This is a genomic window from Sphingomonas sp. SRS2 (assembly GCF_000971055.1).
Classification (GTDB): Bacteria; Pseudomonadota; Alphaproteobacteria; order Sphingomonadales; family Sphingomonadaceae; genus Rhizorhabdus.
Genome location: NZ_LARW01000086.1, coordinates 65,995 through 90,160, shown reverse-complemented (window position 1 = coordinate 90,160; position 24,166 = coordinate 65,995). Strand labels below are relative to the sequence as shown.

Annotated in this window: 22 protein-coding genes; 7 read left to right on the top strand and 15 right to left on the bottom strand. The window is 65.5% G+C overall.

What is annotated here, in order from left to right:
• Positions 1-108: 108 nt before the first annotated feature.
• Together WP12_RS11400 and WP12_RS11395 are read left to right on the top strand one after the other, a co-directional pair.
• Entirely contained in the window at positions 109-843 is a 735-nt protein-coding gene (locus tag WP12_RS11400; protein ID WP_046193883.1) for a Bax inhibitor-1/YccA family protein, read from the top strand.
• A 209-nt stretch (positions 844-1,052) separates the two neighbouring features.
• Positions 1,053-1,814 carry a sulfite exporter TauE/SafE family protein gene (locus WP12_RS11395; protein WP_046193826.1) on the top strand — a complete coding sequence of 254 codons (762 nt, stop codon included), beginning with the start codon at positions 1,053-1,055 and terminating at the stop codon, positions 1,812-1,814.
• A 209-nt stretch (positions 1,815-2,023) separates the two neighbouring features.
• On the opposite strand, the gene WP12_RS11390 is transcribed toward WP12_RS11395, so the two are convergent.
• Together WP12_RS11390 and WP12_RS11385 are read right to left on the bottom strand one after the other, a co-directional pair.
• Complete coding sequence (locus WP12_RS11390; protein WP_268794730.1) at positions 2,024-3,331, bottom strand: bifunctional folylpolyglutamate synthase/dihydrofolate synthase; 1,308 nt, start codon at positions 3,329-3,331, stop codon at positions 2,024-2,026.
• Between the two features lie 357 nt (positions 3,332-3,688).
• Positions 3,689-4,582, bottom strand: coding sequence for a LysR family transcriptional regulator (locus WP12_RS11385; protein WP_046193824.1), 894 nt, complete (start codon positions 4,580-4,582; stop codon positions 3,689-3,691).
• A 101-nt stretch (positions 4,583-4,683) separates the two neighbouring features.
• Between WP12_RS11385 and WP12_RS11380 the strand changes: the two genes are divergently transcribed.
• The 5 genes from WP12_RS11380 (at position 4,684) to WP12_RS11355 (ending at position 11,999) form a co-directional block, all read left to right on the top strand.
• On the top strand, positions 4,684-6,315 hold the full coding sequence (locus tag WP12_RS11380) for an NADH-quinone oxidoreductase subunit L (protein ID WP_046193823.1): 1,632 nt from the start codon (positions 4,684-4,686) through the stop codon (positions 6,313-6,315).
• Complete coding sequence (locus WP12_RS11375; protein ID WP_052730342.1) at positions 6,312-8,879, top strand: YbcC family protein; 2,568 nt, start codon at positions 6,312-6,314, stop codon at positions 8,877-8,879. Before WP12_RS11380 ends, WP12_RS11375 begins: the two co-directional genes overlap by 4 nt.
• Complete coding sequence (gene cysD / locus WP12_RS11370) at positions 8,876-9,781, top strand: sulfate adenylyltransferase subunit CysD (protein WP_046193881.1); 906 nt, start codon at positions 8,876-8,878, stop codon at positions 9,779-9,781. Before WP12_RS11375 ends, cysD begins: the two co-directional genes overlap by 4 nt.
• Positions 9,782-9,783: 2 nt before the next feature.
• Positions 9,784-10,647, top strand: a complete 864-nt coding sequence (locus WP12_RS11365) for a DUF6671 family protein (protein ID WP_046193822.1) — start codon at positions 9,784-9,786, stop codon at positions 10,645-10,647.
• A 398-nt stretch (positions 10,648-11,045) separates the two neighbouring features.
• Complete coding sequence (locus tag WP12_RS11355; RefSeq protein WP_046193880.1) at positions 11,046-11,999, top strand: LysR family transcriptional regulator; 954 nt, start codon at positions 11,046-11,048, stop codon at positions 11,997-11,999.
• Here the strand turns inward: WP12_RS11355 and WP12_RS24075 are convergent.
• The 13 genes from WP12_RS24075 to WP12_RS11295 all read right to left on the bottom strand — a co-directional run bounded on the left by WP12_RS24075 (position 11,908) and on the right by WP12_RS11295 (position 24,140).
• Positions 11,908-12,168 (bottom strand): DUF2274 domain-containing protein, encoded by a 261-nt coding sequence (locus tag WP12_RS24075; protein WP_072598055.1) that lies wholly within the window; start codon positions 12,166-12,168, stop codon positions 11,908-11,910. The two genes, WP12_RS11355 and WP12_RS24075, sit on opposite strands and share 92 nt — an antisense overlap.
• 3 nt (positions 12,169-12,171) lie before the next feature.
• Entirely contained in the window at positions 12,172-13,296 is a 1,125-nt protein-coding gene (locus WP12_RS11350; RefSeq protein ID WP_200894509.1) for a TrbI/VirB10 family protein, read from the bottom strand.
• Between the two features lie 71 nt (positions 13,297-13,367).
• A complete protein-coding gene (gene trbG / locus WP12_RS11345) occupies positions 13,368-14,390 on the bottom strand; it encodes a P-type conjugative transfer protein TrbG (protein ID WP_046193819.1) in 1,023 nt (340 codons plus the stop codon).
• Entirely contained in the window at positions 14,387-15,070 is a 684-nt protein-coding gene (gene trbF / locus WP12_RS11340) for a conjugal transfer protein TrbF (protein ID WP_024924691.1), read from the bottom strand. The genes trbG and trbF overlap by 4 nt, the downstream gene beginning before the upstream one ends.
• Positions 15,070-16,422, bottom strand: coding sequence for a P-type conjugative transfer protein TrbL (trbL, locus tag WP12_RS11335; protein ID WP_046193818.1), 1,353 nt, complete (start codon positions 16,420-16,422; stop codon positions 15,070-15,072). The genes trbF and trbL overlap by 1 nt, the downstream gene beginning before the upstream one ends.
• Positions 16,423-16,425: 3 nt before the next feature.
• Entirely contained in the window at positions 16,426-16,719 is a 294-nt protein-coding gene (trbK-alt, locus tag WP12_RS11330; RefSeq protein WP_046193817.1) for a putative entry exclusion protein TrbK-alt, read from the bottom strand.
• Positions 16,720-16,741: 22 nt separating this feature from the next.
• Entirely contained in the window at positions 16,742-17,503 is a 762-nt protein-coding gene (gene trbJ, locus WP12_RS11325) for a P-type conjugative transfer protein TrbJ (RefSeq protein ID WP_046193816.1), read from the bottom strand.
• Positions 17,500-19,938: a conjugal transfer protein TrbE gene (gene trbE / locus WP12_RS11320; protein ID WP_046193815.1), complete on the bottom strand. Its 2,439-nt coding sequence runs from the start codon at positions 19,936-19,938 to the stop codon at positions 17,500-17,502. The genes trbJ and trbE overlap by 4 nt, the downstream gene beginning before the upstream one ends.
• A 7-nt stretch (positions 19,939-19,945) precedes the next feature.
• Entirely contained in the window at positions 19,946-20,227 is a 282-nt protein-coding gene (locus tag WP12_RS11315; RefSeq protein ID WP_046193814.1) for a VirB3 family type IV secretion system protein, read from the bottom strand.
• Positions 20,227-20,559 (bottom strand): TrbC/VirB2 family protein, encoded by a 333-nt coding sequence (locus WP12_RS11310; protein WP_046193813.1) that lies wholly within the window; start codon positions 20,557-20,559, stop codon positions 20,227-20,229. The genes WP12_RS11315 and WP12_RS11310 overlap by 1 nt, the downstream gene beginning before the upstream one ends.
• Complete coding sequence (gene trbB, locus WP12_RS11305) at positions 20,556-21,539, bottom strand: P-type conjugative transfer ATPase TrbB (protein WP_046193812.1); 984 nt, start codon at positions 21,537-21,539, stop codon at positions 20,556-20,558. Before trbB ends, WP12_RS11310 begins: the two co-directional genes overlap by 4 nt.
• 172 nt (positions 21,540-21,711) lie before the next feature.
• Entirely contained in the window at positions 21,712-22,140 is a 429-nt protein-coding gene (locus WP12_RS11300; protein WP_200894508.1) for a ribbon-helix-helix protein, CopG family, read from the bottom strand.
• A gap of 11 nt (positions 22,141-22,151) precedes the next feature.
• Positions 22,152-24,140, bottom strand: coding sequence for a conjugal transfer protein TraG (locus tag WP12_RS11295; protein WP_046193811.1), 1,989 nt, complete (start codon positions 24,138-24,140; stop codon positions 22,152-22,154).
• Positions 24,141-24,166 lie beyond the last annotated feature (26 nt).

Below are 24,166 nucleotides of genomic sequence, written 5' to 3'. Positions count from 1 at the left end.
TGAGGCCCACCACACTGGTTGCGGGTGAAGGCAGATTGAAAGCAGTCCGAAGCCACCTGATATTCCTCGCTGACGGGCAGGTGACTCTTCGGAAAATGGAGAATGAAAGTGGCAAACGGATTTGATCCACGGATAATAGCAGTGCCGGAATCGACCCGGATCGGCCGTGAAGACACGACGATCGATGTGGGCCTACGGTCCTACATGCTGTCCGTGTACAATTACATGGCCTCCGGGGTGCTGCTGACGGGCATCGTGGCGCTGTTGTTCGCCAACAGCGGCTACGCGGCTGCCGTGCTCGGCGGGCCGGGGATCCTCAAATATGCCATCATGTTTGCGCCACTGGCGTTCGTTCTGGTGCTCAGCTTCGGCATCACTCGTCTTTCGACCGGGACGGCCCAATTGCTGTTCTGGGCGTTCGCGACGGTGATGGGTCTGTCGATGGCGTCGATCTTTCTGGTGTTTACGGGAACCTCGATCGCGACCACCTTCTTCGCGACCGCGGCGGCGTTCGGGGGTCTCAGCCTTTACGGCTATACGACCAAGCGTGACCTGTCGGCCTTAGGCACCTTCCTGATCATGGGCGTGGTCGGCTTGCTGGTGGCGATGATCATCAACCTGTTTCTCCAGTCGGGGACCATGAGCCTGGTGATCAGCTTCATCGGCGTGCTGCTGTTCGCAGGCCTTACCGCCTACGACACGCAGCGGATCAAGAGCCTGTACGCGCAGGTTGCGGGGACGGACATGATGGGCAAGACCGTTATAATGGGCGCGCTGTCGCTCTACCTCGACTTCGTCAACATGTTCACCTTCCTCCTTCAGTTCATGGGCCAGCGACGCTAACTAAATCAGCACCATGATGCACAGGCACCAAGGTCCGGGCACGGCGCATGGAAGGCGCCAGGCACGAGAACCAAGGCGGTGGAGGAGCCGTCCCTCAACCGATGAGACCCGTTCGTCTGAGATGTTTGGCTTATAGCGATTCACTGACATATGGCCATCAAACCACAAGAACGGCGTCCATAGCTCGACCTTGAGGAGGGAATAGCCGCGTGGACCTTTCCGGTTTCCCACTTGAGGCACTGCTGCCCTTCATCGCCATCGGCTTTGCGGCGCAACTGGTGGACGGCGCGCTTGGCATGGCGTTCGGCGTTATCTCGAACACGCTGCTGATAAGCATGGGTGTCCCCCCGGCGGCAGCCTCGGCGGGCGTCCATGCGGCCGAAAGCTTCACCACCGCAGCCTCCGGTATCAGCCACATTGCCCATCGCAATGTGGATTGGCGACTCTTCGGGCGGCTCGTGATTCCCGGCGTGGCTGGTGGCATCTTGGGCGCCTACGTATTGACTAGGATCAGCGCCGAAGCGGCGCGACCGATCGTACTCGCCTACTTGACTGCCATCGGCCTATATCTGCTTTGGCGCGGCATCAAAGTTCCTTCTGTGGAAAAGAGGCCTAAGTTTGTCGCGCCGCTTGGGCTTGTCGGGGGCTTCCTGGATGCAGCAGGCGGCGGCGGCTGGGGGGCAGTGGTGACCAGCAACCTGTTGGCACAGGGCGGGAGCCCGCGAAAAGTCGTCGGTACCGTGAACACCGCCGAGTTCTTCTTGGCAGTGACCATCTCCGCCACTTTCATCGCCACCCTCGGCCTAGGAGCCTTCACCACCGCCACGGTCGGGCTGCTTATCGGGGGTATCGCCGCTGCGCCCCTTGGCGCTTTGGTGGCGAAGCGGGTCCCGGCCAGGCCGCTGCTCATCCTGGTAGGCGTCGTGCTCACGATCACCAGCATCTACGGAGTGATACGGGCACTGGTTTGATCCTGATTCCTTTCGCTTGAGTTTAGCATTTCTAAACAAGCCGGGACGGAATCATATTTTTTGATCTTTGCCGTCCGCTTTCTTGTTATTAATCTGAAGTTCATTGCTGTGTCCTCGACAAGCAATGTGACCAAGTCGCTCTTTACGCGAAAAGCAGCAACTTTTTATGGGTGTAGCTAAGGTATGCCATTGCGACCACGCGTATCAGATCAGATCGGCAGGGTGCCGTTCGCGGCAAGCACCTCCCCGGCGAGATAGAGCGAGCCGGTAATGAGAATTCGGGGGGCTGGATCGAGGCCAAGCGCGGAGATGGTGGCAAGCGCGTCCCCGACACTGTCGCGGGTCTCGGCCGGGATGCCGACGCAGCGGGCAACTTGTGCGATCTCCTCGGACGGCAGAGCCGTGTCTTGCTGGATCGGCACCGCGATGACACGGCAGACGAGCACGGCGAAGTTCATGAGAAAGCCTTCGCAATCCTTGCTCGCGAGCATGCCGACGATGAGTATGAGCGGCCGCGGACCGCGCTTCTCAAGATCGGCAAGCGCGCCGACGACCGCACGGCCGCAGTCTGGATTGTGGCCGCCGTCGAGCCACAGCTCGCTGCCTTGCGGCGCCAGTTCCACCAGCCGGCCGTGAGGGAGACGCTGCATGCGCGCTGGCCATTCGACCTTGGCGACGCCTTGCTTGAAGGCCGCGTGCGGAATCTGCAGTGCAGGGATGCTGCGCAAGGTGGCGATTGCGGTACCCGCGTTGTCGAACTGGTGACGGCCAGACAGACAAGGCGCCGGGAGGTCGATGAGCCCGTGCTCGTCCCGATAGGCCATGCGACCGCGCTCGGGCGTCACGACCCAGTGCTTGCCAGCAATCCGAAGCGGCGCGCGCATGCGCGCGGCCTGCCGTTCGATCACCGTGAGCGCCTCTCGCGACTGCGGCGCGGTTACCGCCAGCACATTGGGCTTGAGGATACCCGCCTTCTCCGCCGCGATCAGCTCGATGGTGTTGCCGAGGAAGTCCTGATGGTCGAGCGAGATTGGAGTGATCACGCTCGCAAGCAAGCGTTCGATCACGTTGGTAGCGTCGAGCCGGCCACCCAGGCCGACCTCGAGCAGCAGCACATCGGCGGGATGGCGCGCGAACAGCAGGAAGGCTGCAGCGGTGGTGATCTCGAAGAACGTGATTGGATCTCCGGCATTCAACCGCTCGCAGGTCGCAAATGCATCCGCAAGCTCGTCGTCCTCGACCAGCGCGCCGCCGCCCGGTCGCGCAAGACGGATGCGCTCGTTGAAGCGCACGAGGTGGGGCGAGGTGTAGACGTGCACGGCGCGCCCGGCCGCTTCCACGATCGCGCGGAGAAAGGCGACGGTCGAACCCTTGCCATTGGTGCCAGCGACGTGGATCACCGGCGGCAAGCGTCGCTCGGGATGCCCAAGCCGGTCGAGAATGCGCCACATGCGGTCGAGGGAGAGATCGATCCGCTTGGGATGGAGCGTGAGCAATCGCGTAAGAAATGCATCCATTCGGACCATTGCGCTTCTTCTACTTGTCTCTTTTTAGGTGGGTGGCCATCGTTTACCCGCGTGAGCGCGGAACTATCCTAGTTCCCAAATGAACGCGAAGCTCGGGCCAGATCCAATCGAAACACGCGACTGCGCCCATTGCCCAGCAACGAATTAATGCCGCCATGCACATGTAACGATGTTGCAGCGAAACAGACACACACGCCTTCTAGAAATCCCCCTGCACACACCGCGACTCGGCGGAATGGAAAACGCGCCGATCAACTTTCAGCGGGGGTCAGGCTCTCGAACCTGCCTACTACTGGGAGTGGCAACCGCTTGCAAGATTGCCCTGATCGACTCGGTCGGTCGGCTCGATTACGACTGCTCCTGCCTCGCAGCTCGTGCCATAAGTTCGGCGAGCAGTGGGTTCGGGAACCGCCGCTTCTGCGTGATCGCGTAGAAGCTCTCGCTGAGCGTCGGGATTCGACAGACCTCGACGAGGGCGCCGGAGGCCAATTCGTCGCGGACTACGATCGGGGGCACCAGCGTGAGACCCTGGCTGTCGCGGGCGAGCAGGCGCAACATAGCCATGTCGTCGACCTCGGCCAGGATGACCGGGCGCACTCCGGCACGCTCAAGGATCCGGTCAAACGCCAGGCGAATCTCGCTGTCCAAACTTGGCAGGAGGATTGGTTCGGAGGCCAGGTCTTCCGGAAAGCGGAACGGTGACGCCGCCGCGCCGGGCCGGCGGACCAGGCCGACCGGCTGCTGAGCGAGCAGTTGGCTCCGAAACGAAGACTGTGCGTCCTGCTGCGGCGCGCTGTTGGCGAGCACGACGTCGACCGTGTGCGCCTTAAGTTGGGCGAGTAGATCATACATCGTACCCGAGCGGACAATCAGCTCGACATCCGCGCGGCCGACCAGGGGACGGAGGAACTCCAGCTGGAAGTTGCGCGACAGGGTCGTCAACGCCCCGACCCGGAACGCCTGTCGCCGATCGAGCGGTCGTCCTTGCATAGTGCTGACGAGTTCATCGCCGGCCTGGAACACGGTGTCGGAGTAGTCGAGCGCGATGCGGCCCGCCTCTGTGAGCACGAGGCGCTTGCCTGTTCGCTCGAACAGCGGATGCCCGAGCTGCTGCTCGAGCTTTCCCAACTGCACCGAGAGCGCCGACTGAGACAGGTTGAGGCGTTCGGCGGCGCGCGTCAGGCTGCCCTCGTGGGCGATCGCCCAGAAGTATCGTAGATGGTGGTAATTGAGGCTGGCCATCGGCATAGTTTTATGGAAGCGAACGAATTCCCACAATCTTTATATTATCAAGAAGGGTGGATGGGCGCTAGGTAAGGGGTCGCTTCTCGCCGGAGACGACCATGACCTCAGCGCTGCCCTGGTGCCTTGCTCTCGGGCCCCTCGCACTCGTAGCGTCCGGCCTGGTGGCTGGTGCCGCCAAGCTGCCTCGCCGACAGGCCGGGACGAGCGCAGCCCTCGTGGCGGCGTTTGCACTGGCCGTGGCTGTCGCCGCGGGCGTTGCCGTCGCACTGCACGGTCCGTTCGCAACGGTCACCGTCGGGATCGAGGGCGTTGGGCTCGGCTTCTATGTCGATGCGCTGAGCGCGATCATGTTCGCGCTCGTCGCCTTCGTTGGCCTGATCGTGGTCGTCTACAGCCGAAACTATCTCGACGGCGATCCCGGCCAGGACCGTTTCACCCAGTGGCTGTGCCTGACGCTCGCGGCAGTGCTGCTGCTGATCGTCTCAGGCAATTTGTTCCAGTTCGCGCTCGCCTGGATCGCGACGAGCGTTGGTCTCAACAAGCTCCTGCTCTTCTATCCCGAACGACAGGCGGCCGTGCTCGCGGCACGTAAGAAGTTCATCGCCAGCCGTGTCGGCGATGTCTGTCTGGTCGCCGCGATGGTGTTGCTCCACCAGACGTTCGACAGCCTCGATTATGCGGTCCTGTTCGCCGGCGCCGAGGCGATGCGCGTCGCCGGAGTCGTTCCGGGCACAATCCACGCCGTCGCGGTGTTGCTGGTCATCGCCGCGCTGCTCAAATCGGCGCAGTTTCCGCTGCATGGCTGGCTGACCGAGGTGATGGAGACGCCGACGCCGGTGTCGGCGTTGCTTCACGCCGGCGTAATCAATGCCGGCGGCTTCCTGGTGCTGCGCTTCGCCGGCGTGATCTCGCTGTCGTCGCCCTCGCTGGAGGTCCTCGTCATCGTCGGCGGCTTCACGGCCTTGTTCGGCTCGACGGTAATGCTCACACAGACCAGCGTCAAAGTCTCGTTGGCCTATTCGACGATCGCGCAGATGGGTTTCATGATGCTGCAATGCGGGCTCGGCGCCTTCTCCGCCGCGCTGCTGCACATCGTCGCCCACTCACTCTACAAGGCGCACGCCTTCCTATCGTCGGGCAGCGTCATTGATCTGGCGCGGGCGTCGTGGTCACCGAGCCCTAGCGGGCGGCCGCACAGGGCGCGGATGGCGATGGTCGTTGGCCTCGTGCTGGCGGTGACGCTCGTGATCGGCACGTTGTTCGGCGCTACGATAACGCAGCAACCCGGCGTCTTCGCGCTCGGCGCGGTGGTGATGCTCGGCCTCGCTCATCTGGTCACGCAAGCGCTCGATGAACGGCCGAGCGTCTATGTCATCGGCCGCACGGTGGCGCTCGCAGTTGTAGTTGGGCTCGCCTATTTCTGGCTCCAGTTCGCGACTGAGCATCTACTGGCCGGCTCGCTGCCGCCGGTTCAGGCGCTACGCGGCCCCTTCGACCTCGCCATCGTCGCTCTGGTTGTGCTTGCCTTCGGCACGGTGACCGTTTTCCAGAGCCTGCTGCCGGGCCGAGCCGCCGCGCCGCGCTGGCAGGCGTTCTACGTCCACCTCGCCAACGGTCTCTACGTCAACACGCTCGCGAACCGGCTTGTGCTGCACTTCTGGCCCAGCCCGCCACCTGGTTACGGCGCACGATCCCCCTCCACTACGTCCGCCGGCGGGGTCCGCCCATGAGTATCGCCATCGCCTCCGAGACCGGTCCGCGAAGCCCCATCGCTGTAACCTGCGAAAGACCAGGCGCGAAGACAGCCTCGATCGAGGCGGCCATCGCCCAAGCGTGCGACAAGATCGCGCCGCTCTGGCCGCTCAAGCATTTCGTCGCGGTGAACCCATTCCTCGGCTTCAGTGACCAGAGCTTCGCTGCGACCTGCGCTACGCTTCGCCGGGTTGCCGGAGTCGATATGCTGATGCCGCGCGCCTTCTACCGCCAGGCGCTGGCGGCGGGGACCATCGAGGAGCACGACCTGGAGGCAGCCATGGCTGCTGCTACGTCCGGCCATCCGGCCTTCGCGCACGACGCCGCCTCGCTCCGCTTAGCCGCAGCGCGCGATCCCGTCTGGACCAGTCGGCCGGGCCCGGTCGTCGCGACCGTCGCCGAGGTCCTGGACGGCTTGGCGGCCGGCGACCGTCAGGCCTCGCGCACCGCGTTCATGGTCGACGAGATCTCGAAATGGTGCGCCGCCTATTTCGACGAAGGACAAGCCGCCTGGAAGCTGCCGTCGCGCGCGCTCCCGGCCTATACCGCGTGGCGTGCCGCGATGCGGTTCGACCGCAACCCGGAGACGATGGGCATCCGGGGCTTCCGCAAGGCCGTCGCCGCCATGCCCAAGGACCCACGCGAGGCGATCGCGGCGGTCGTCCTGGCGCTGGGCATCCCTGATCGCGCCATCGAGGATTATCTGCACCGGGCGCTGATCGATATCGGCGGCTGGGCGGCCTATGCACGCTATCTCGTCTGGGACAATGCACTTTACGGGCGCGACGACGATACGCTGGTGGAGTTGCTCGCGATCCGCGTCGTCTGGGGCTACGCGCTGTTCCTCGAACGCCCCGACACCGCGTTCACGGCGGCCTGGGCAAAGGCGATGGCCGACGCAGCGACACTGCCCAAAGACGAGCGGCTCGGCGACGATCCAGAGCTCGCGCTCGATCTCATCCTGCACGAAGCCTATGAAGCGGCCTACCGGCGTCGGCTGCTCGCGCGGCTGTCGCAGCATTTCGAGGCGCCCGTGTCAAAGCCCGCCCCCACGCGTAAGGCGTTCCAGGCGGCATTCTGCATCGACGTTCGCTCCGAAGTCTATCGACGCGCGCTCGAGACCGTCTGCCCCGACGCCGAGACGATCGGGTTCGCTGGCTTCTTCGGCTTCCCGATCGAATATGTGCCGATCGGCCGCGAGACCGGTGGGGCGCAGTGCCCGGTGCTGTTGAAGCCCGCCTTCGTGGTGTGCGAGGCAGTCGCCAATGCGTCGGAAGCCGAGGAGGCGGAGATCATGAACCTCCGCCTGCTGCGCCGCCGCGCGGCGAAGGCGTGGAAGGCGTTCAAGCTCTCGGCGGTGTCGTCGTTCACCTATGTCGAGACGGTGGGGTTGTTGTTTGCCGCCAAGCTCGTCGGTGACAGCGCGCGCCTGACGCGGACGGTCAGCGACCCCAATACCGATGGCCTCGACAAGGGTGTGATCGGCCGCATCGGACCGCGGCTCGAACCGGGCGCGGTGGGCGGTCGGGTCACCGGCTTCGACGACGGGCAGCGCGTCGCCATGGCCGAGGCGGTGCTGCGGGCGATGTCGATGACCCAAGACTTCGCGCGGCTGGTCCTGCTGACGGGACACGGCAGCACGACCGTCAACAATCCCCATGCTTCGGGGCTGGATTGCGGAGCGTGTGGCGGGCACACGGGCGAGGCGAACGCGCGGATCGCCGCCGCCATCCTCAACGATCCCGGCGTCCGGGTGGGGCTGGCCGCCAAGGGCATCGACATCCCGAAGGACAGCTGGTTCATCGGCTGCCTGCACGACACCACGACCGACGAGGTGCGCATCTTCGATGCCGATCGGCTGCCGGCGTCGCATGCCGGCGATCTCGCGCGGCTGCGCGAAGCGCTCGCCAAGGCCTCCTCGCTCGCCCGCGATGAGCGGGCACAGCTGCTCGGCATCGGCAAGAGCGAGGATGTCGATCGCGCGGTAAGGGCGCGCAGCCGCGACTGGGCGCAGGTGCGTCCCGAATGGGGCCTGGCAGGAAATGCCGCCTTCATCGCCGCGCCGCGCGAGCGCACGCGCGGGCTCGACCTCGCCGGCCGCGCCTTCCTGCACGATTACGACTGGCAGAAGGACGCCGGGTTCAGCGTGCTCGAACTCATCATGACTGCCCCCATGGTCGTCGCGAGCTGGATTAACCTGCAATATTACGCCTCGACCGTGAACAACCGCGCCTTTGGCAGCGGCAACAAGCTGCTCCACAACGTCGTCGGCCAGCTCGGCGTCCTCGAAGGCAATACCGGCGATCTGAAGGTCGGGCTGCCTTGGCAGTCGGTGCATGACGGGACACGCTTCGTCCACGAGCCGCTGCGGCTCACCGTCTTCATCGAGGCGCCCGAGGACGCGCTGAACCGTGTCATCGAAGCGCACGCCAGCGTCCGGCAACTTATCGACAACGGCTGGGTCCACCTGTTCCGTCTCGGGGACGAGGGGTGGACAATCCGCCGCTATGCCGGCGATTTGAGATGGGAGGCCGCGACGTGACCGCCCGGCTCTCCCATCTCGCGCGACTGGAATCCGAAGCGATCCATATCCTACGAGAAGCGGTCGCCGAAGGACGCAAGCCGGTGATGCTGTTCTCGGCGGGCAAGGACTCGACGGTGCTGGCGCATCTCGCGCTGCGCGCCTTCTTTCCGGGCCGCCCGCCGTTCCCGCTGCTCCATATCGACTCCACCTGGGAGTTCCGGTCGCTCCTCGACTTCCGCGACGCGTTTGCGCGCGAGCATGGGTTCGAGCTCATCGTCCATGCCAATGAGGAGGGGCGAGCGGCCGGCCTCAATCCCTTCGACCATGGCGACCGCTACACGCTGGCGATGCGGACCGAACCGCTCAAGGACGCGCTCGACCAAGGCGGCTATGACATCGTCTTCGGCGGCGCCCGCCGCGACGAGGAGAAGTCGCGGGCGAAGGAGCGGATCTTCTCGGTCCGCTCTGCTGGCCACGCTTGGGATCCGCGCCAACAGCGCCCCGAGCTCTGGAGCCTCTATAATGCCCGTCTTGGCAAAGACCAGTCGGCGCGGGTGTTCCCGGTGTCGAACTGGACCGAAACCGACGTCTGGACCTACGCGCTTGCCCACGACATCGCGCTCGCCCCGCTCTACTTCGCGGCTCCGAGGCCGGTGGTTGAGCGGGGCGGGGGTTTGATCGTCATCGACGAAGAATCCCGCATGCCGCTCCGGACAGGGGAGACCGTCGAAACAAGGGCCGTGCGCTTCCGAACGCTAGGCTGTTGGCCGGTCACCGCGGCGATCGCGTCCGAGGCGACCGACCTCCCCTCCGTCGTCCAGGAAACCTTGGCGGCCTCGGGCTCCGAACGTCAGGGCCGGATCAGCGACGGCGAGGATGGCGGCTCGCTCGAGCAGAAGAAGCGCGAGGGGTATTTCTAGCGATGACCAGCGCGCCACGACCCTACGAGCGCACGGACGCCGTCCTCGCGACGATGCACGGCAAGGAGCGGGTAATCGCACCCCTCCTGGAGCGGGCACTGGGATTGCGGGTCGCCGCGACGACGAATGTCGACACCGACCGCTTTGGCACCTTCAGTCGTGACGTCGAACGAACCGGTTCGCAACTCGATGCGGCGCGGGCTAAGATCGCCGCAGCATTCGCGGCCGCGCCCGATGTCAACGTCGCGCTGGCCAGCGAAGGCAGCTTCGGGCCTCATCCCCAAATTCCCTTCGTCCCGCTCGGCCGCGAGCTCGTCGTAATGAGGGATCGCGTCAGCGGTCTCGAATTGATCGGTCATTATGCGGGCCTGTCGACGAATTTTGGCCACGCGGTCGTTACGGACCTGGCCGGCGCCAGTGCGTTCGCCGAACGCGCGCGATTTCCCGGACATGGGGTGATCGTCATGGGCTGCGTCGATCAGCAGCCGGCGCCCAGGCGCGCGCTGATCAAGGACATTGACGCTTGGGCCGAACTGCAAAGGGCGATTGAGGAGGTGATCACGATCTGCGGCGCCGCCTTCGTTGAGACCGATATGCGCGCCCATCGCAACCCCACCCGAATGCGCACCATCAAACGCGCGACGCTGGACCTTGTCCGCCGGTTTCGGAGCCCGTGCCCGATCTGCGCTCGACCCGGATTTGCCATCACCAAACGGCTATCCGGCCTGCCATGCTCATGGTGCGGAGGCCCAACGCTCGCGCTGAAAGCTGATGTCTATAGCTGTGAGGGTTGCGGTTACCGGGAAGAGCGCGCGGTGAAGGCGGCGACAGCGGACCCGGGGCAATGCGGGGAGTGCAACCCGTGACCAAGGGAACGAAGGGAGAGCAGAATGGCCGCTTCGCAATCGCCCGTTGAGCCTCTCCTCGAGGCCGAAAAGCAGATCGCGTGGGTGCTCGCCCATCCTGGCATGAGCGACTGGCTGAAGGACGCTCTTAGGACCGCAGTCGATCGCGATCCCGAGCACCTTCTGAATGACTTGGAGATACTATGTTTGCTTTTGAGAGCGAAGTCCCAAGCCGCCATAGATGAGCGGCTACGGTAGTCTCCAAGTCCGGTAGGTATCGGGGCGAATATTGAACTGCGTGAGGAGCGTCACAGAGATGATGAAATGCGTAGACGACGTCTACCGAGCGCTTCCGATGTATGCGGAACGCGGTGCGTTCTTCGACAGCGCTGTTTCCGCGCAGCGAGACGAGCGCTCTCGTGTCGATCGAGATTAAACATCTGCGATACGCTGAGGCGGCGGAACGCTGTGGCAGTTTTCGCAAGGCGGCAGATCTGCTCGCCCTCAAGCAGTCTAATCTCAGCCGACGAATCCGACATCTGGAGGAGCAACTCGGCGTAGCGTTGTTCGAACGAACGAATGGCGGCGTCAGGCCGACGGCGGCAGGCCGGGACTTTGTGAACGGCGTTCGCCGGGTTCTCAATGATTTGCAGATTGTCGTCGACGGAGCCAAGGCCGTCGGACGCGGCGAGGCCGGGTATTTGACGATCGGCTTCTACACGTCCCTCTCAGCCGGCAATCTCAGGGCAAGTCTTGTCGAGTACGGCCGTCGCTTTCCCCAGGTTGAGATCAAAACTATCGAAGGATCGCGAACGCGATTGTTCGACGGAATACAGAATAGCATGATCGACATTGCCATCGTCACCGGGGAGCCGGCTTCAGATTGCAATCGCTCGATGGTGCTCTGGAGCGAGCGCATCATCGTCGCTTTGCCCGAGGATCATCCGCTCGCAGCGAACGAAGTCATCTATTGGACAGACTTAAAGCATGAGCGCTTCTTGCTGAGCGAGCGCGATCCGGGACCGGAGATCCAAGACATCCTCGTTGCCAAGCTCAGTTCCCCTGGCGATCTGCCCGACGTCGTCCGGCACGATGTGAGCCCGGAAAACATCAAGAGCCTGGTTGGGGCCAACCGCGGCGTCAGCCTTATGTGTGAGGCGTGCATGGGAGCCAGCTATACCGGCGTCGTCTACCGCGAGGCGCGCGACGGCAACGGCTCGACCCGGATCGGGTATCGCGCCTATTGGCGAGACGGCAACGACAACCCAGCGCTCCGGAACTTCATTCGCCTCTTGGAGGAGCGCTTCCCGCCGGTTGCGAACGGGAACGGGCCGCGTGGCGCATCTTCGCGAATCCCCGATCCGTCGCCATAAAACGCTCAATCATTGGTGCGATCAGCTTAGCGGGCTCGACGGCTTGCCCGCTTTCTCGGCCAAGGATTTCTGCATACGCGATGAGATCGCGGTGAAGGGCGGCGGGCAGTTCCACCGAGATCTTCACCGGCTTGTCGTCTTCGAGCGGCCCGAGCTTCAGCTTGGCCATCGGCTAGCCTCCGTAAGGTTCGAGCACCAAATCCCGGGTGACAATCACGCGCACGGGAAAGCCCGGCCGGATCGTCAGCGTCGGCGCGACGTTAAGCTGACGGCGCACGATCTGCTGGCCGGCATCGTTGATAGTGTCCTGCCCGCCGTTGCGGATGGCCTGAATCAAGCGGTCATCGTCGTTGGCGGCGAGTTCGGCGCCGACGCTCAGCAGCGTGGAAAGCCCCGCTGCCTTGGCCAGCTCCCACCAGTGATAATCGACGCCATCCTGAAGGCCGGCATAGCCCTCGGCATCGGCGCCGGGCTGACGCTCGAGAACGATCGAGCGTCCGTTCGGGAAGATCAGACGATTCCAGACCAAGAGGACGCGGCTTTGGCCGAACTGAACATTGTTGTCATACTGGCCAATGATCCGCGTGCCTTGCGGCACCAGGAGGATACGTCCCGTTGGGCTGTCATAGATGTTCTCCGTCACCTGCGCGGTGATCTGGCCGGGTAGGTCGGAGCGGATGCCGGTGATGAGCGCCGCCGCGATCACGGCGCCTGCCTGAAGGATGTAAGGCGACGCCGGTGCGGCGACGCGATCGGGTGCGACGGTGCGCCGATCGGCCGCCGCATTGAGAAATGCGAGCTGTCGATCCTGGGCCGATGGGGTGGCGGGTGGCGGCGCGAGGCCGAGGCCGGTGAGGTCCGGAGTGGGCGGCGGCGCGATCGTCGCGGCGCCGGGGCCCGTCGAGGCCATGGACCTGTTCTCGGCGCCGCTGAACAGCCTACTGACGCGGGCGGTCTCTATTTCCTGCAGCCGGCGTTGCTCCTCCGCGCTGAGGCCGGGCTGGTTTGGCAATGGCTGGCCACGATTTTGCGCGCCCAGAATGGGTCGCCCGAGGTCGCCCGGAAGCGGCGGACCCAATTGGGGAACACCGCTGTAATCGCGCGGCAATCCGGCCAGGCCATCGGCGGTCGACCGATTATCGGTCGAGTAAAGTTCGTCCGCCGGCCTCCCCGCGTCGCCGGTCTGGAGCGCATAGATCAACGCGGCGCCGATTCCGACGCTCGCCACGAGTCCGATGCCGGCGAGCACCTTTCGCGAGAGCCGTGTGACACGCGGCGCTTCCGCACGCAGCCGCATCGGGGCGGCCGCGTCGTCCGCCGACCCGGTCAGCGGCGCCTCGTCTTCTTCTTTCCGGGGTTCTGGCTCGCTCACGACGCCGGCCTCCCATCGGTGCGGACGATCCGGACGCGCTTCTGGCGGTCGCCAGCGCCGAAACGCAGCTCCGCGGCCGCGAACAGCCGGTCGACGATCATGTAGTTGGCACGGACGCGGTAGTTCACGAGCTCGGAGGTGTTGCCCTCCGGACCGACCACAAACAGCGGCGGCATCTCGCCCTGACCGATGCCACGCGGAAACTCGATGAAGACCTGGCGTCCATCATCGTAGGCGCGCAGTGGCCGCCACGGCGCACGATCGCCTTCGATGGCATAGCGGAAATTGATGTTGGCGAGGTCGACGCCGGTGGCGACGGGACTGCTGGCCTCGGCCTGCGCGTTCTGGCGGCGCAGCGCGATGAGCTGATCCTGCGGATACTGCCAGGACACCGAAGCCATATAGGTGCGTTCGGTCGAGCGCAGCTCCATGTGATAGGTGCGCAGATTGGTGTTGATGATGAGATTCGTCATCAAGTCGGCGCGGGTCGGCTTGACCAGGATGTGGACTTGTTGGGTGGCGCCCGAACCGCTCACCGTGTCGCCGATGATCCACCGCACGGTGTCGCCAGCGGCGACCGGGCCGGAGCCGACCAATTGTTCGCCCGGCTGGAGGGCGATGTCGGTGATCTGGCCGACGGCGGTGTAAACCTGATAGAGCGCGCCGCCCGTATAGGGATAAACCTGCATGGCGTTGATGAAGCCGTCGCGGACGGGCTGAACGCGCGCGGCGGCATTGGCCTGGTTGACGCGCGCTGTGGGCTCGGCCGGCTCCGGCGGTCGGCGCGTCGATTCAACGGGCTGCAGTTGCCCGGGCAGTGGGAGCGGCCTCGGGATTTCGACCACGCGCACGGGCGCCGGAGGATCAGCGCTTAGCGCCGCAGGGACGGCGTTGTCGTAGGAGATCTCCGGCGGCCTGTTCGCCGTGGCGCAGCCGGCGAGCGCCGACGTGCAGAGCAAAATCGCAAGTGTGGAAGTGCGGAAAGCCGGGTCGCCGGCTTTACGGAAAGACGGTTTCATTGCCCAAGCTCCCGTGACCAGTTGATGGCGTTGACGTAGATTCCGAGCGGGTTGGCGCGCAGCCGGTCGGCGTTGCGGGGCACCTGCACGACGATGGTGAGGATGGCGGTCCAGCGGGTCGTCTCGGCGAGCTGGCCATTCTCGTACCGGCGTTCGGCCCATGCGACGCGGAAGCTGTTGGGCGAAGCCCGGATGACGCTGGAGACGTCGACGGCGACCTGCTGCCGGCCGACCTTGGTGAAGGGGTCGTTCGATCGCGCGTAGTCGTTGAGCGCCATGGCGCCGCGATCCGTCGTGAAATCGTAGGCGCGCAGCCAGTTCTGCCGAACGATGATGGCGTCGGACGGAATCGAGCGCACCTGCTCGATGAAGCGTGCGAGATGAAAGGCGATCTGGGGATCGGTCGGACGATAGTCGGCGACCGCTGGCGCCACCGCCTGCGCCTGGCCGAGCCGGTCGACCTGCACAACCCATGGCACGATCGTGCCGCGGGCCGATTGCCAGACCAGCGCCGCCGCAAAGCTGGCGGACAGGACCAAAGAACCGAAGGCCATGAGCCGCCAATTCTTCGCCTGGACGCGCGCGGCGCCGATACGCTCGTCCCAGACCTGAGCGGCGCGCTGATATGGCGTCTCGGGTTCTGGTGCTTTGCCGTAGTGAGTAGAAGGTCTTTTGAACATCAGCGATCGCCTTGGGAGAGGTTGATGGAGGAGCCGCCGCCATGGCTGTCGCCGCTGCGAACGGCGTGGGCGGCGGCCGTCACACCGTGGCTCAGGGCTTGTGAGCGCTTCATGCGCTGGGCCCAGGCCGGCGGTCCGTCAGCCGCAACGGGTGACGCAGCCTCGGCCGCGCTTCCACCGATCGTGCCCATGGTCGACGTGCCGCCGGTGGCCGCGAACGCGGATTTGGCGCCCTCGGAGAAGCTCGACTTCATGCTGTCTGCTGCCTGGGAGGCCGCGCGACGCAGGGGTGACGTGGCGGCCGCGCCAGCGGCGCGAGCAACGCCACTGAGTCCAGACCCGACGGCAGACGCGCCCGACTGGCCAGCGGCGCCGAGGCTGTAGGCCGTCGAAGCGCCACCTGCCATCGCCGCGCCACCGCGCGCGGCCGCAGCGGTTCCGGAAAGAGCGGCGCCGCCGCCGCGCAGGGCCATTCCGCCCGCCGCGCCGGCCGCGACCAGAGCGCCACCCGCCGCGAGGCCGGTTCCGACCGCCGCGCCAGCGCCGAGCTGGGGACCGCCGGAGACGAGGCCGTTGGCGATGCCGGGACCGAAGATTCCGAGTCCGAGCAGCGACAGCGCGGCGAGCACGATCGCCATCGCCTGGTCGATCGTCGGCGTCTGGCCGGCGAAACCGGCGGTGAACTGGGAGAACAAGGTTGAGCCGATGCCGATGATGACGGCGAGGACCAGCACCTTGATGCCGCTCGAGATGACGTTGCCGAGGACGCGTTCGGCCATGAACGCGGATTTGCCGAAGAGGCCGAAGGGAATCAGCACGAAGCCGGCAAGCGTCGTCAGCTTGAATTCGATCAGGGTGACGAAGAGCTGGACGGCGAGAATGAAGAAGGCGAGCAGCACCAGCGCCCAGGCGAACAACAGGCAGGCGATCTGGATGAAATTCTCGAAGAAGGCGATCCAGCCCATCAGGTTGGAGATGGAATCGAGCAGCGGGCGGCCGGCGTCGAGGCCGGTCTGCGCAACGCGGCCGGGCCGCATGAGATCCTCGATGGTGAATCCGGTGCCTGACGCTTTCAGGCCCAGCCCCGCGAAGCTCTCGAACACGATGCGCGCGAGGCTATTCCAGTTGCCGATGATGTAGGCGAAGACGCCGACGAACAGCGTCTTCTTGACCAGGCGCGCCATGATGTCGTCGTCGGCGCCCCAACTCCAAAACAGTGCGGCCAAGGTCACGTCGATGACGATCAGCGTTGTGGCGATGAACGCCACCTCGCCGCCGAGCAGGCCAAAGCCGCTATCGATATAGCGGGTGAAGACCTCTAGGAATTGGTCGATGACGCCGGTGCCGCCCATGGATCACCGCCCGTCGTCATGCTGCGGCGATGTCCGCGCTGGTGCGGGCGCGACACCGAGAAAGCGGTCGCGGGTTTCGGCCCAGGTGCGCAGGCATTCGGCATCGCGCGCGGCGGCCTCGCCAAGCAGTTGGCACCGCCGCTGCGCCTCGCGCAGAGGATCCGTCGGCGCGTCTTCGCTTGGGCGCGACGCCTGGACGGGTTCTTCCTCTTTCCGGGTCATCTCGATCGCCGTCGCGGTGATGGCGACGGCGACGAAGACGACGGCGCCAAGGCGCGCCAAGAGCTTGCCGTCCATGACCTGATCCTCGCGAGGGGCCTTAGTTGCCATTCGGGAACATGCGGGCGTTGCCGGGCTGATAGCCGCTGCCGGGGGTCAGGAAGCGGCGGCGCTGCTCGCGACCCTGCTCGGCAGCCGCCGCGCGCTCCGCTTCGGACAGGGCTTGGGCCCGCCCGTTCGCGGCAACGACAGCCGTGAGATCGGCGAGCTGCTGGGCCTGCAGCGCGAGGAGCTGATTGCCGGCCTGCGCCGCCTGCAGGGCGCCGGTCGCGCCCTGGCTTTGACCGATGAGCGCCGACATTTCGGCGCGGTTGGTCTCGATGTTGCCGACAACACCGGCCTGCACCCGCATGGCGTCCTGCAAGCCGCCGACCGTGTTCTGCCAGCGCTCGCGCCCCTGCGCCACGAGTTGCTGATCCGATGCCGAGAGCGACGCGTTGCCGTAGGTGGACGTGAAGGCCTGGTCGATCTGCTGGACGTCGTAGGCGATGCGCTGCGCCTGAGCGAGGAGTTGCTGCGTCCGCTGCACGGACTGCTGCAGGCGCTGAAGCGAGGAGTAAGGCAGACTCGCGAGGTTGCGCGCCTGATTGATCAGCATCGTCGCTTCGTTCTGAAGCGAGGTGATCTGATTATTGATCTGCTCCAGCGCGCGGGCCGCTGAGAGCACATTCTGCACGTAGTTCGTCGGATCGTAGACGATCCATTGCGCGGACGCGGGCTGGACCATCACGGGCGACATCGCCACGGGGACGGAAAGGATCGACGCGGCAAGAAGCGCCGCGCGCGAGCGACGGAAGATCATGGCTGGGTCTCCAGGTTATTGAGGTTGGGGATGAGGTCGGCGGCCCAGGCGACGCCGCGCAGACGCAGCCAGGCCGGCAGGAATCCTTCGCGGCCGTGCTCCGCCACGATGCGTTCGATCGCGGCCTGATCAGTCTTCGAGGAAGCGGCGCAGAGCGCCAGCGCCACGTCGGACAGACCGAGCTCGAACAGCCGGTTGCCCCGCCGGGACTGGCAGTAGTAATCGCGCTTCGGCATCGCGCGGGCGAGGATCTCGATCTGGCGGTCATTGAGCCCGAAGCGGCGGTAGATCGCGGTGATCTGCGGCTCGATCGCACGTTCATTCGGCAGCAACAGCCGCGTCTGGCAGCTCTCGATAATGGCGGGCGCGATCGCCGAGCTGTCGATGTCGGAAAGCGATTGGGTGGCGAAGACGACGGAGGCGTTCTTCTTGCGCAGTGTCTTCAGCCACTCGCGGAGCTGACCAGCGAAATCCTCGTCGTCGAGCGCCAGCCAGCCTTCATCGACGATGAGCAGCGTGGGGCTGCCGTCAAGGCGGTCCTCGATGCGGTGGAAGAGATAGGCGAGCACGGCCGGTGCGGCGCCGGTGCCAATCAGGCCCTCGGTCTCGAACGCCTGCACAGAGGCTTCGCCAAGATGCTCGTTCTCGGCGTCGAGCAGCCGGCCACAGGCGCCGCCGACGCAATAGGGCCGGAGCGCCTGTTTGAGATCGTTCGATTGAAGGAGGACGGCCAGTCCGGTGAGCGTGCGTTCGCCGACGGGCGCGCTCGCCAGCGAGGTCAGCGCAGTCCAGATGTATTCCTTCACCTCCGGCTCGATCGTCACGCCCTCGCGCTGCAGGATGGCGACGATCCAATCCGCCGCCCACGCGCGTTCCGGCACGTGGTGGATGCCGGAGAGCGGTTGCAGCGACACGCTGTCGGCCACGCCCCCGGTCAAACCGCCGCCGAGATCGTGCCAGTCACCGCCCATCGCGAGCGCCGCGGCTCGGATGCTTCCCCCGAAGTCGAAGGCGAAAACCTGTGAGTTGGGATAGCGCCGGAACTGGAGCGCCATCAGCGCCAGGAGCACGGATTTGCCGGCGCCCGTCGGTCCGACGACGAGCGTGTGACCGACATCGCCGACATGAAGGGAAAACCGGAACGGGGTCGAGCCTTCGGTCCTGCCATAAAGCAAGGGGGGTTGCCCGAAATGCTCGTCCCGCTCCGGCCCCGCCCACACCGCCGACAGCGGAATCATGTGGGCGAGATTGAGCGTCGAGATCGGCGGTTGCCGGACGTTGGCGTAGACATGGCCGGGCAGCGAGCCAAGCCAGGCGTCGACGGCGTTGATCGTCTCAGCCATCGCGGTGAAGTCGCGGCCCTGAACGATCTTCTCCACCAGGCGCAGCTTCTCGGCGGCGATGCGTGGATCGGCGTCCCAGACGGCGACCGTCGCGGTGACATAGGCCTGACCGGCATAGTCCGCGCCGAGTTCCTGAAGCGCGAGATCGGCATCGGCCGCCTTGTTCGCCGCATCGGTGTCGACGAGGACCGACGCCTCGTTGGTCATCACCTCCTTCAGGATCGCCATGATGCTCTTGCGCTTGGCGAACCATTGCCGGCGGATCTTGGTGAGCAGCTTGGTGGCGTCGGTCTTGTCGAGAAGGACGGCGCGCGTCGACCAGCGATACGGGAAGGCGAGCCGGTTGAGGTCATCGAGCAGCCCGGGCGTGGTCGCGGTCGGAAAGCCGACGATGGTCAGGATGCGGAGATGCTTGTCGCCGAGGCGCGGCTCCAATCCGCCCGTGAGCGGCTGATCGGCCAGCAGCGCATCGAGATACATGGGCGTCTCGGGCACGCGCACACGATGGCGTTTGGTCGAGACGGTCGAATGAAGATAAGTCAGCGTCTCGCCGTCATCGAGCCATGCACATTCCGGCATGAAGTTCTCGACGAGCTGGAGCACGCGATCGGTGCGATCAGCGAAGCCGCGTAACGCCTCATGTGGGTCAAGACCGTTTTCGGCCTTGCCTTCATACAGCCAGCTTTCGGCGCGGGCGGCGTCCTCGGCCGGTGGCAGGTAGACGAAGGTCAGGAAGTAGCTGGACTCAAAGTGCGAGGCGTCTTCCTCGAAATCGGCTTTGCGTTCGGCGTCGACCAGGGCGGACGCGGCCTCGGGAAAGCGGCTCGCCGGATAGGCGCCGGCGCCATGCCGCTGCGCCTCGACGAAGATCGCCCATCCCGAGCCAAGCCGGCGGAAGGCGTTGTTGAGGCGGCCGGCGACGGCGACAAGTTCGGCCGGCACCGCGGAATCGAGGTCGGGACCGCGAAAGCGAGCGGTGCGTTGGAAGCTGCCGTCCTTGTTGAGGACGATGCCCTCGCCCGCGAGCGCGGCCCAGGGCAGGAAATCCGCGAGGCGGGTTGAGGTCCGGCGATATTCGGCAAGGTTCATCATCGGGGCCTCACGCGCTCAGGTGGCCGGGGATGCGCAGGTGACGGCGCACCACGTCGACGAATTGCGGATCGCGTTTGGCCGCCCACACCGCCGCGAAATGCCCGATCGCCCAGAGCCCGAGACCGACCAGCCAGAGGCGCAGGCCGAGGCCGAGCGCCGCCGCGAGCGTGCCGTTGAGGATGGCGATCGAGCGCGGCGCGCCGCCGAGCAGGATATGCTCGGTGAGCGCCCGATGGACCGGGACGGCGTAGCCCGGCACGTCGCCGGTGCTATCGATCAAGCTCGCCATCAAACGAGCGCTCCGCCGCCGAAAGAGAAGAACGACAGGAAGAAGCTCGACGCGGCGAAGGCGATCGACAGGCCGAAGACGATCTGGATCAGCTTCCGCGCACCGCCTGATGTGTCGCCGAAGGCGAGCGTCAGACCCGTGATGATGATGATCATCACGGCGATGATCTTGGCCACAGGTCCCTCGATGGATTCGAGGATGGACTGCAGCGGCGCTTCCCACGGCATCGATGAGCCGGAAGCATAAGCCGCCGGCGCCAGCATCATGCTGACGACGGTGACGGACACGGCTGTCGCGATGTGACGGCGCGCGAGCAAGGCATGACGGATCATTCGGGGTCTCCTGAGACGGGCTGGGTTGCGGGGATGACGCGGTAGTCGCCGTCCGGCTGAAGGCCTTTGACGCGGGCGAGTGCGGCGAGGCGACGGGTCGAGCCGCGGCCGCTGAGCACGGCGACGAGATCGATGGTCTCGGCGATCAGCGCGCGCGGGACGGTGATGACGGCTTCCTGAATGAGCTGCTCGAGGCGGCGCAGCGCGCCGATCGCGGTGCCGGCGTGGATCGTGCCGATGCCGCCCGGGTGGCCCGTCCCCCATGCCTTGAGCAAATCCAACGCCTCGGCGCCGCGCACCTCTCCGATCGGAATGCGATCGGGGCGCAAGCGAAGCGAGGAGCGGACGAGATCGGAGAGCGATGCGACGCCATCCTTCGTCCGCATGGCGACCAGGTTGGGCGCGGCGCATTGCAGCTCGCGCGTGTCCTCGATCAGAACGACGCGGTCGGAGGTCTTCGACACCTCGGCGAGCAGCGCGTTGGTGAGCGTCGTCTTGCCGGTCGAGGTGCCGCCGGCGACGAGGATGTTGCGGCGGTCCGCGACGGCGTGGCGGAGCACCTCCGCCTGTTCGACCGACATGATGTCGGCGGCGACGTAGTCATCGAGCGTGAAGACAGCGACGGCGGGTTTGCGGATCGCGAACGCCGGCGCCGCCACGACAGGAGGCAAGAGGCCTTCGAACCGCTCCCCCGTTTCGGGAAGCTCCGCCGAAACGCGTGGTGAACCGGAATGAACCTCTGCGCCGACATGATGCGCGACGAGGCGGACGATGCGCTCGCCGTCCGCGGGCGACAGACGCTCTCCGCTGTCGGAAAGGCCCTCGGACAGCCGGTCGATCCAGAGCCGTCCATCGGGATTGAGCATCACCTCGACGATCGACGGGTCTTCCAGGAATCCGGCGATGGCGGGGCCAAGGGCGGTGCGCAACATGCGCGCGCCTCGAAGGATCGCTTCAGATTGCTGGTGAGAAACCGCCATGTCGTCCCCGTTCTGCGCGGGACCGCAAACATGCGGCCCTGGATCGGGGATCAGTAGAAGAGGCAGAAATCAGGTCATGACAACAAGCAGGATGGGGTCGTAGTGCTGTGGCGTACAAAGACAGGGCGACGGCGGAACGGACAAACTCTTGCGATGCCCGGGGCGACGATTATTACGCGCCCGGGACACCTGCGACGTCTTCGGAAATCTCCTCACGCACCTTCGGTCCCTTCGCGAGTCGTCGGCCGAGCGCGGCGACGAAGGCGTCGTACCGCTCGCCCGCCTGTGCGCGTGCGGCCGCCTGGGCTGGCTCCGGCAATGGCGGGTTGGTGGTGAGCCAGTGGCGGACGAACACCGCGAGCATTTCCACCGAAATGCCGAGGTCGCGTTCCATGCGCGTCATGCGCCGGTCGAGCTGGTCCAATCGCTTGGTGGTCGCGGCTTCCTGGCGCTCGGCGGTGTCGGGTGACAGGAAGGATGCGATCGCCGCTTCCGCGACCAGGGATCGCGATTGATCGCGACGAGCGGCATAAGCGGCGAGCGCCTTCATGATGTCCGGATCGAGATAGACCGAGAGGCGCTGCTTCTTCGGAATCTTCATGATCGCCACGCTCAGAGGTCCATGCCGTCGTTGGGATCGAGCGAGACCTGCCGCGCGACGCCCTGCATCACCTGGTTCAGCCGGCGTGCGCGCGCGGCGTCGTCATCGGCGTCGTCGGGACCATCGAGGTCGAACTCGTTGTCGATCGGCGCCTTCTTCTCGACGGTCCCGGCCTTGTTCAGCTCGGGCTGGTGGCGGCGTTCCGAGCCGGTCGGGTCCTCGTCGTCGCCCTGGCCATCCTTTGCGGCGGCGCCCCCGATCTCCGGCCGCGGCGGCAGCGGCATCTTGCTCCAGTCGTCCGGCTTTGCCGCCGCTGTCTTTGCCAGCGCCGGCGGTGGCAGGATGCGTTCCTGAAACCTGCGATCCTCGAAGTAGCGCGCCTTCTTCGCCCGGATCGGCGGCGTGCCCGCGATCATGACGATCTCGTCCGCGGGCGGGAGCTGCATCACCTCGCCCGGCGTCAGCAGCGGGCGCGCCGTCTCCGATCGCGACACCATCAGATGGCCGAGCCAAGGGCTGAGCCGGTGTCCGGCATAGTTCCGCATCGCGCGCATCTCGGTCGCGGTGCCCAGCGCATCCGACACGCGCTTGGCCGTCCGCTCGTCATTGGTCGCGAAGCTGACGCGGACATGGCAGTTGTCGAGGATCGAGTTGTTCGGGCCATAGGCTTTCTCGATCTGGTTCAACGACTGCGCGATCAGGAAGCTCTTCAGGCCATAGCCGGCCATAAAGGCCAACGCGGACTCGAAGAAGTCGAGGCGCCCGAGCGCTGGAAACTCGTCGAGCATGAGGAGCAGACGGTGTCGGCCTCCCTTTGCCCGCAGGTCCTCGGTCAGGCGGCGTCCGATCTGGTTGAGGAGAAGCCGGATCAGCGGCTTGGTGCGCGCGATGTCGGACGGCGGCACCACGAGGTAGAGCGTCGATGGCCGCGTCCCGCCGACGATGTCGGTGATGCGCCAATCACAGCGGCGAGTCACTTCGGCCACTACCGGATCGCGGTAAAGCCCGAGGAACGACATGGCGGTGGACAGCACGCCGGACCGCTCATTGTCTGATTTGTTCAGCAGCTCACGCGCCGCCGACGCGATGACCGGGTGCGGTCCAGCTTCGCCGAGATGCGCCGTCTTCATCATGGCGGCGAGCGTCGACTCGATCGGCCGCTTGGGGTCGGACAGGAAGGCGGCGACGCCGGCGAGCGTCTTGTCGGTCTCGGCGTATAGAACGTGCAGAATGGCGCCGACCAGCAGCGCGTGGGACGTCTTCTCCCAATGATTGCGGCGTTCCAAACTCCCTTCGGGATCGACGAGAATGTCGGCGATGTTCTGGACGTCGCGAACCTCCCATTCGCCGCGGCGGACCTCGAGCAGCGGGTTGTAGGCGGACGACTTCGCGTTGGTCGGGTCGAACAGCAGCACCCGGCCGTGTCGGGCGCGGAAGCCGGCGGTGAGCTGCCAGTTCTCGCCCTTGATGTCGTGAACAATGGCGGAGCCTGGCCAGGTCAGCAGCGACGGCACAACAAGGCCGACGCCCTTGCCGGAGCGGGTCGGGGCGAAGCACAGCACATGCTCAGGTCCGTCATGACGAAGATAGGCGCCGTCGAACCTGCCGAGCACCACACCATCGGGTCCAAGCAGGCCGGCCGCCCGGACTTCATCGGCTCGCGCCCAGCGCGCCGAGCCGTAGGTCTCGACATTCTTGGCCTCGCGCGCGCGCCAGACCGACATACCGATGGCGACCGCGATGGCGATGAAGCCGCCGGATGCCGCGATATAGGCGCCCTCGACGAAAACGTGCGGTGCATAGGCATCGTAGAAGTACCACCACCAGAAGAAGGCCGGCGGATAGTAGATCGGCCAGCCGAAGAGTTCGAACCATGGCCGGCCGAGCTGCGGCTGGAAGCCGAGCTGCCATGCCGTCCACTGCGTCGCGGCCCAGGTGGTCGCGAGCACAATCAGGGAGACGACAAGGATCTGGCCCCAGAGGATTTTGGTGGCCGACATAGTGGAGTCCTTTCTTGATGAGGCGT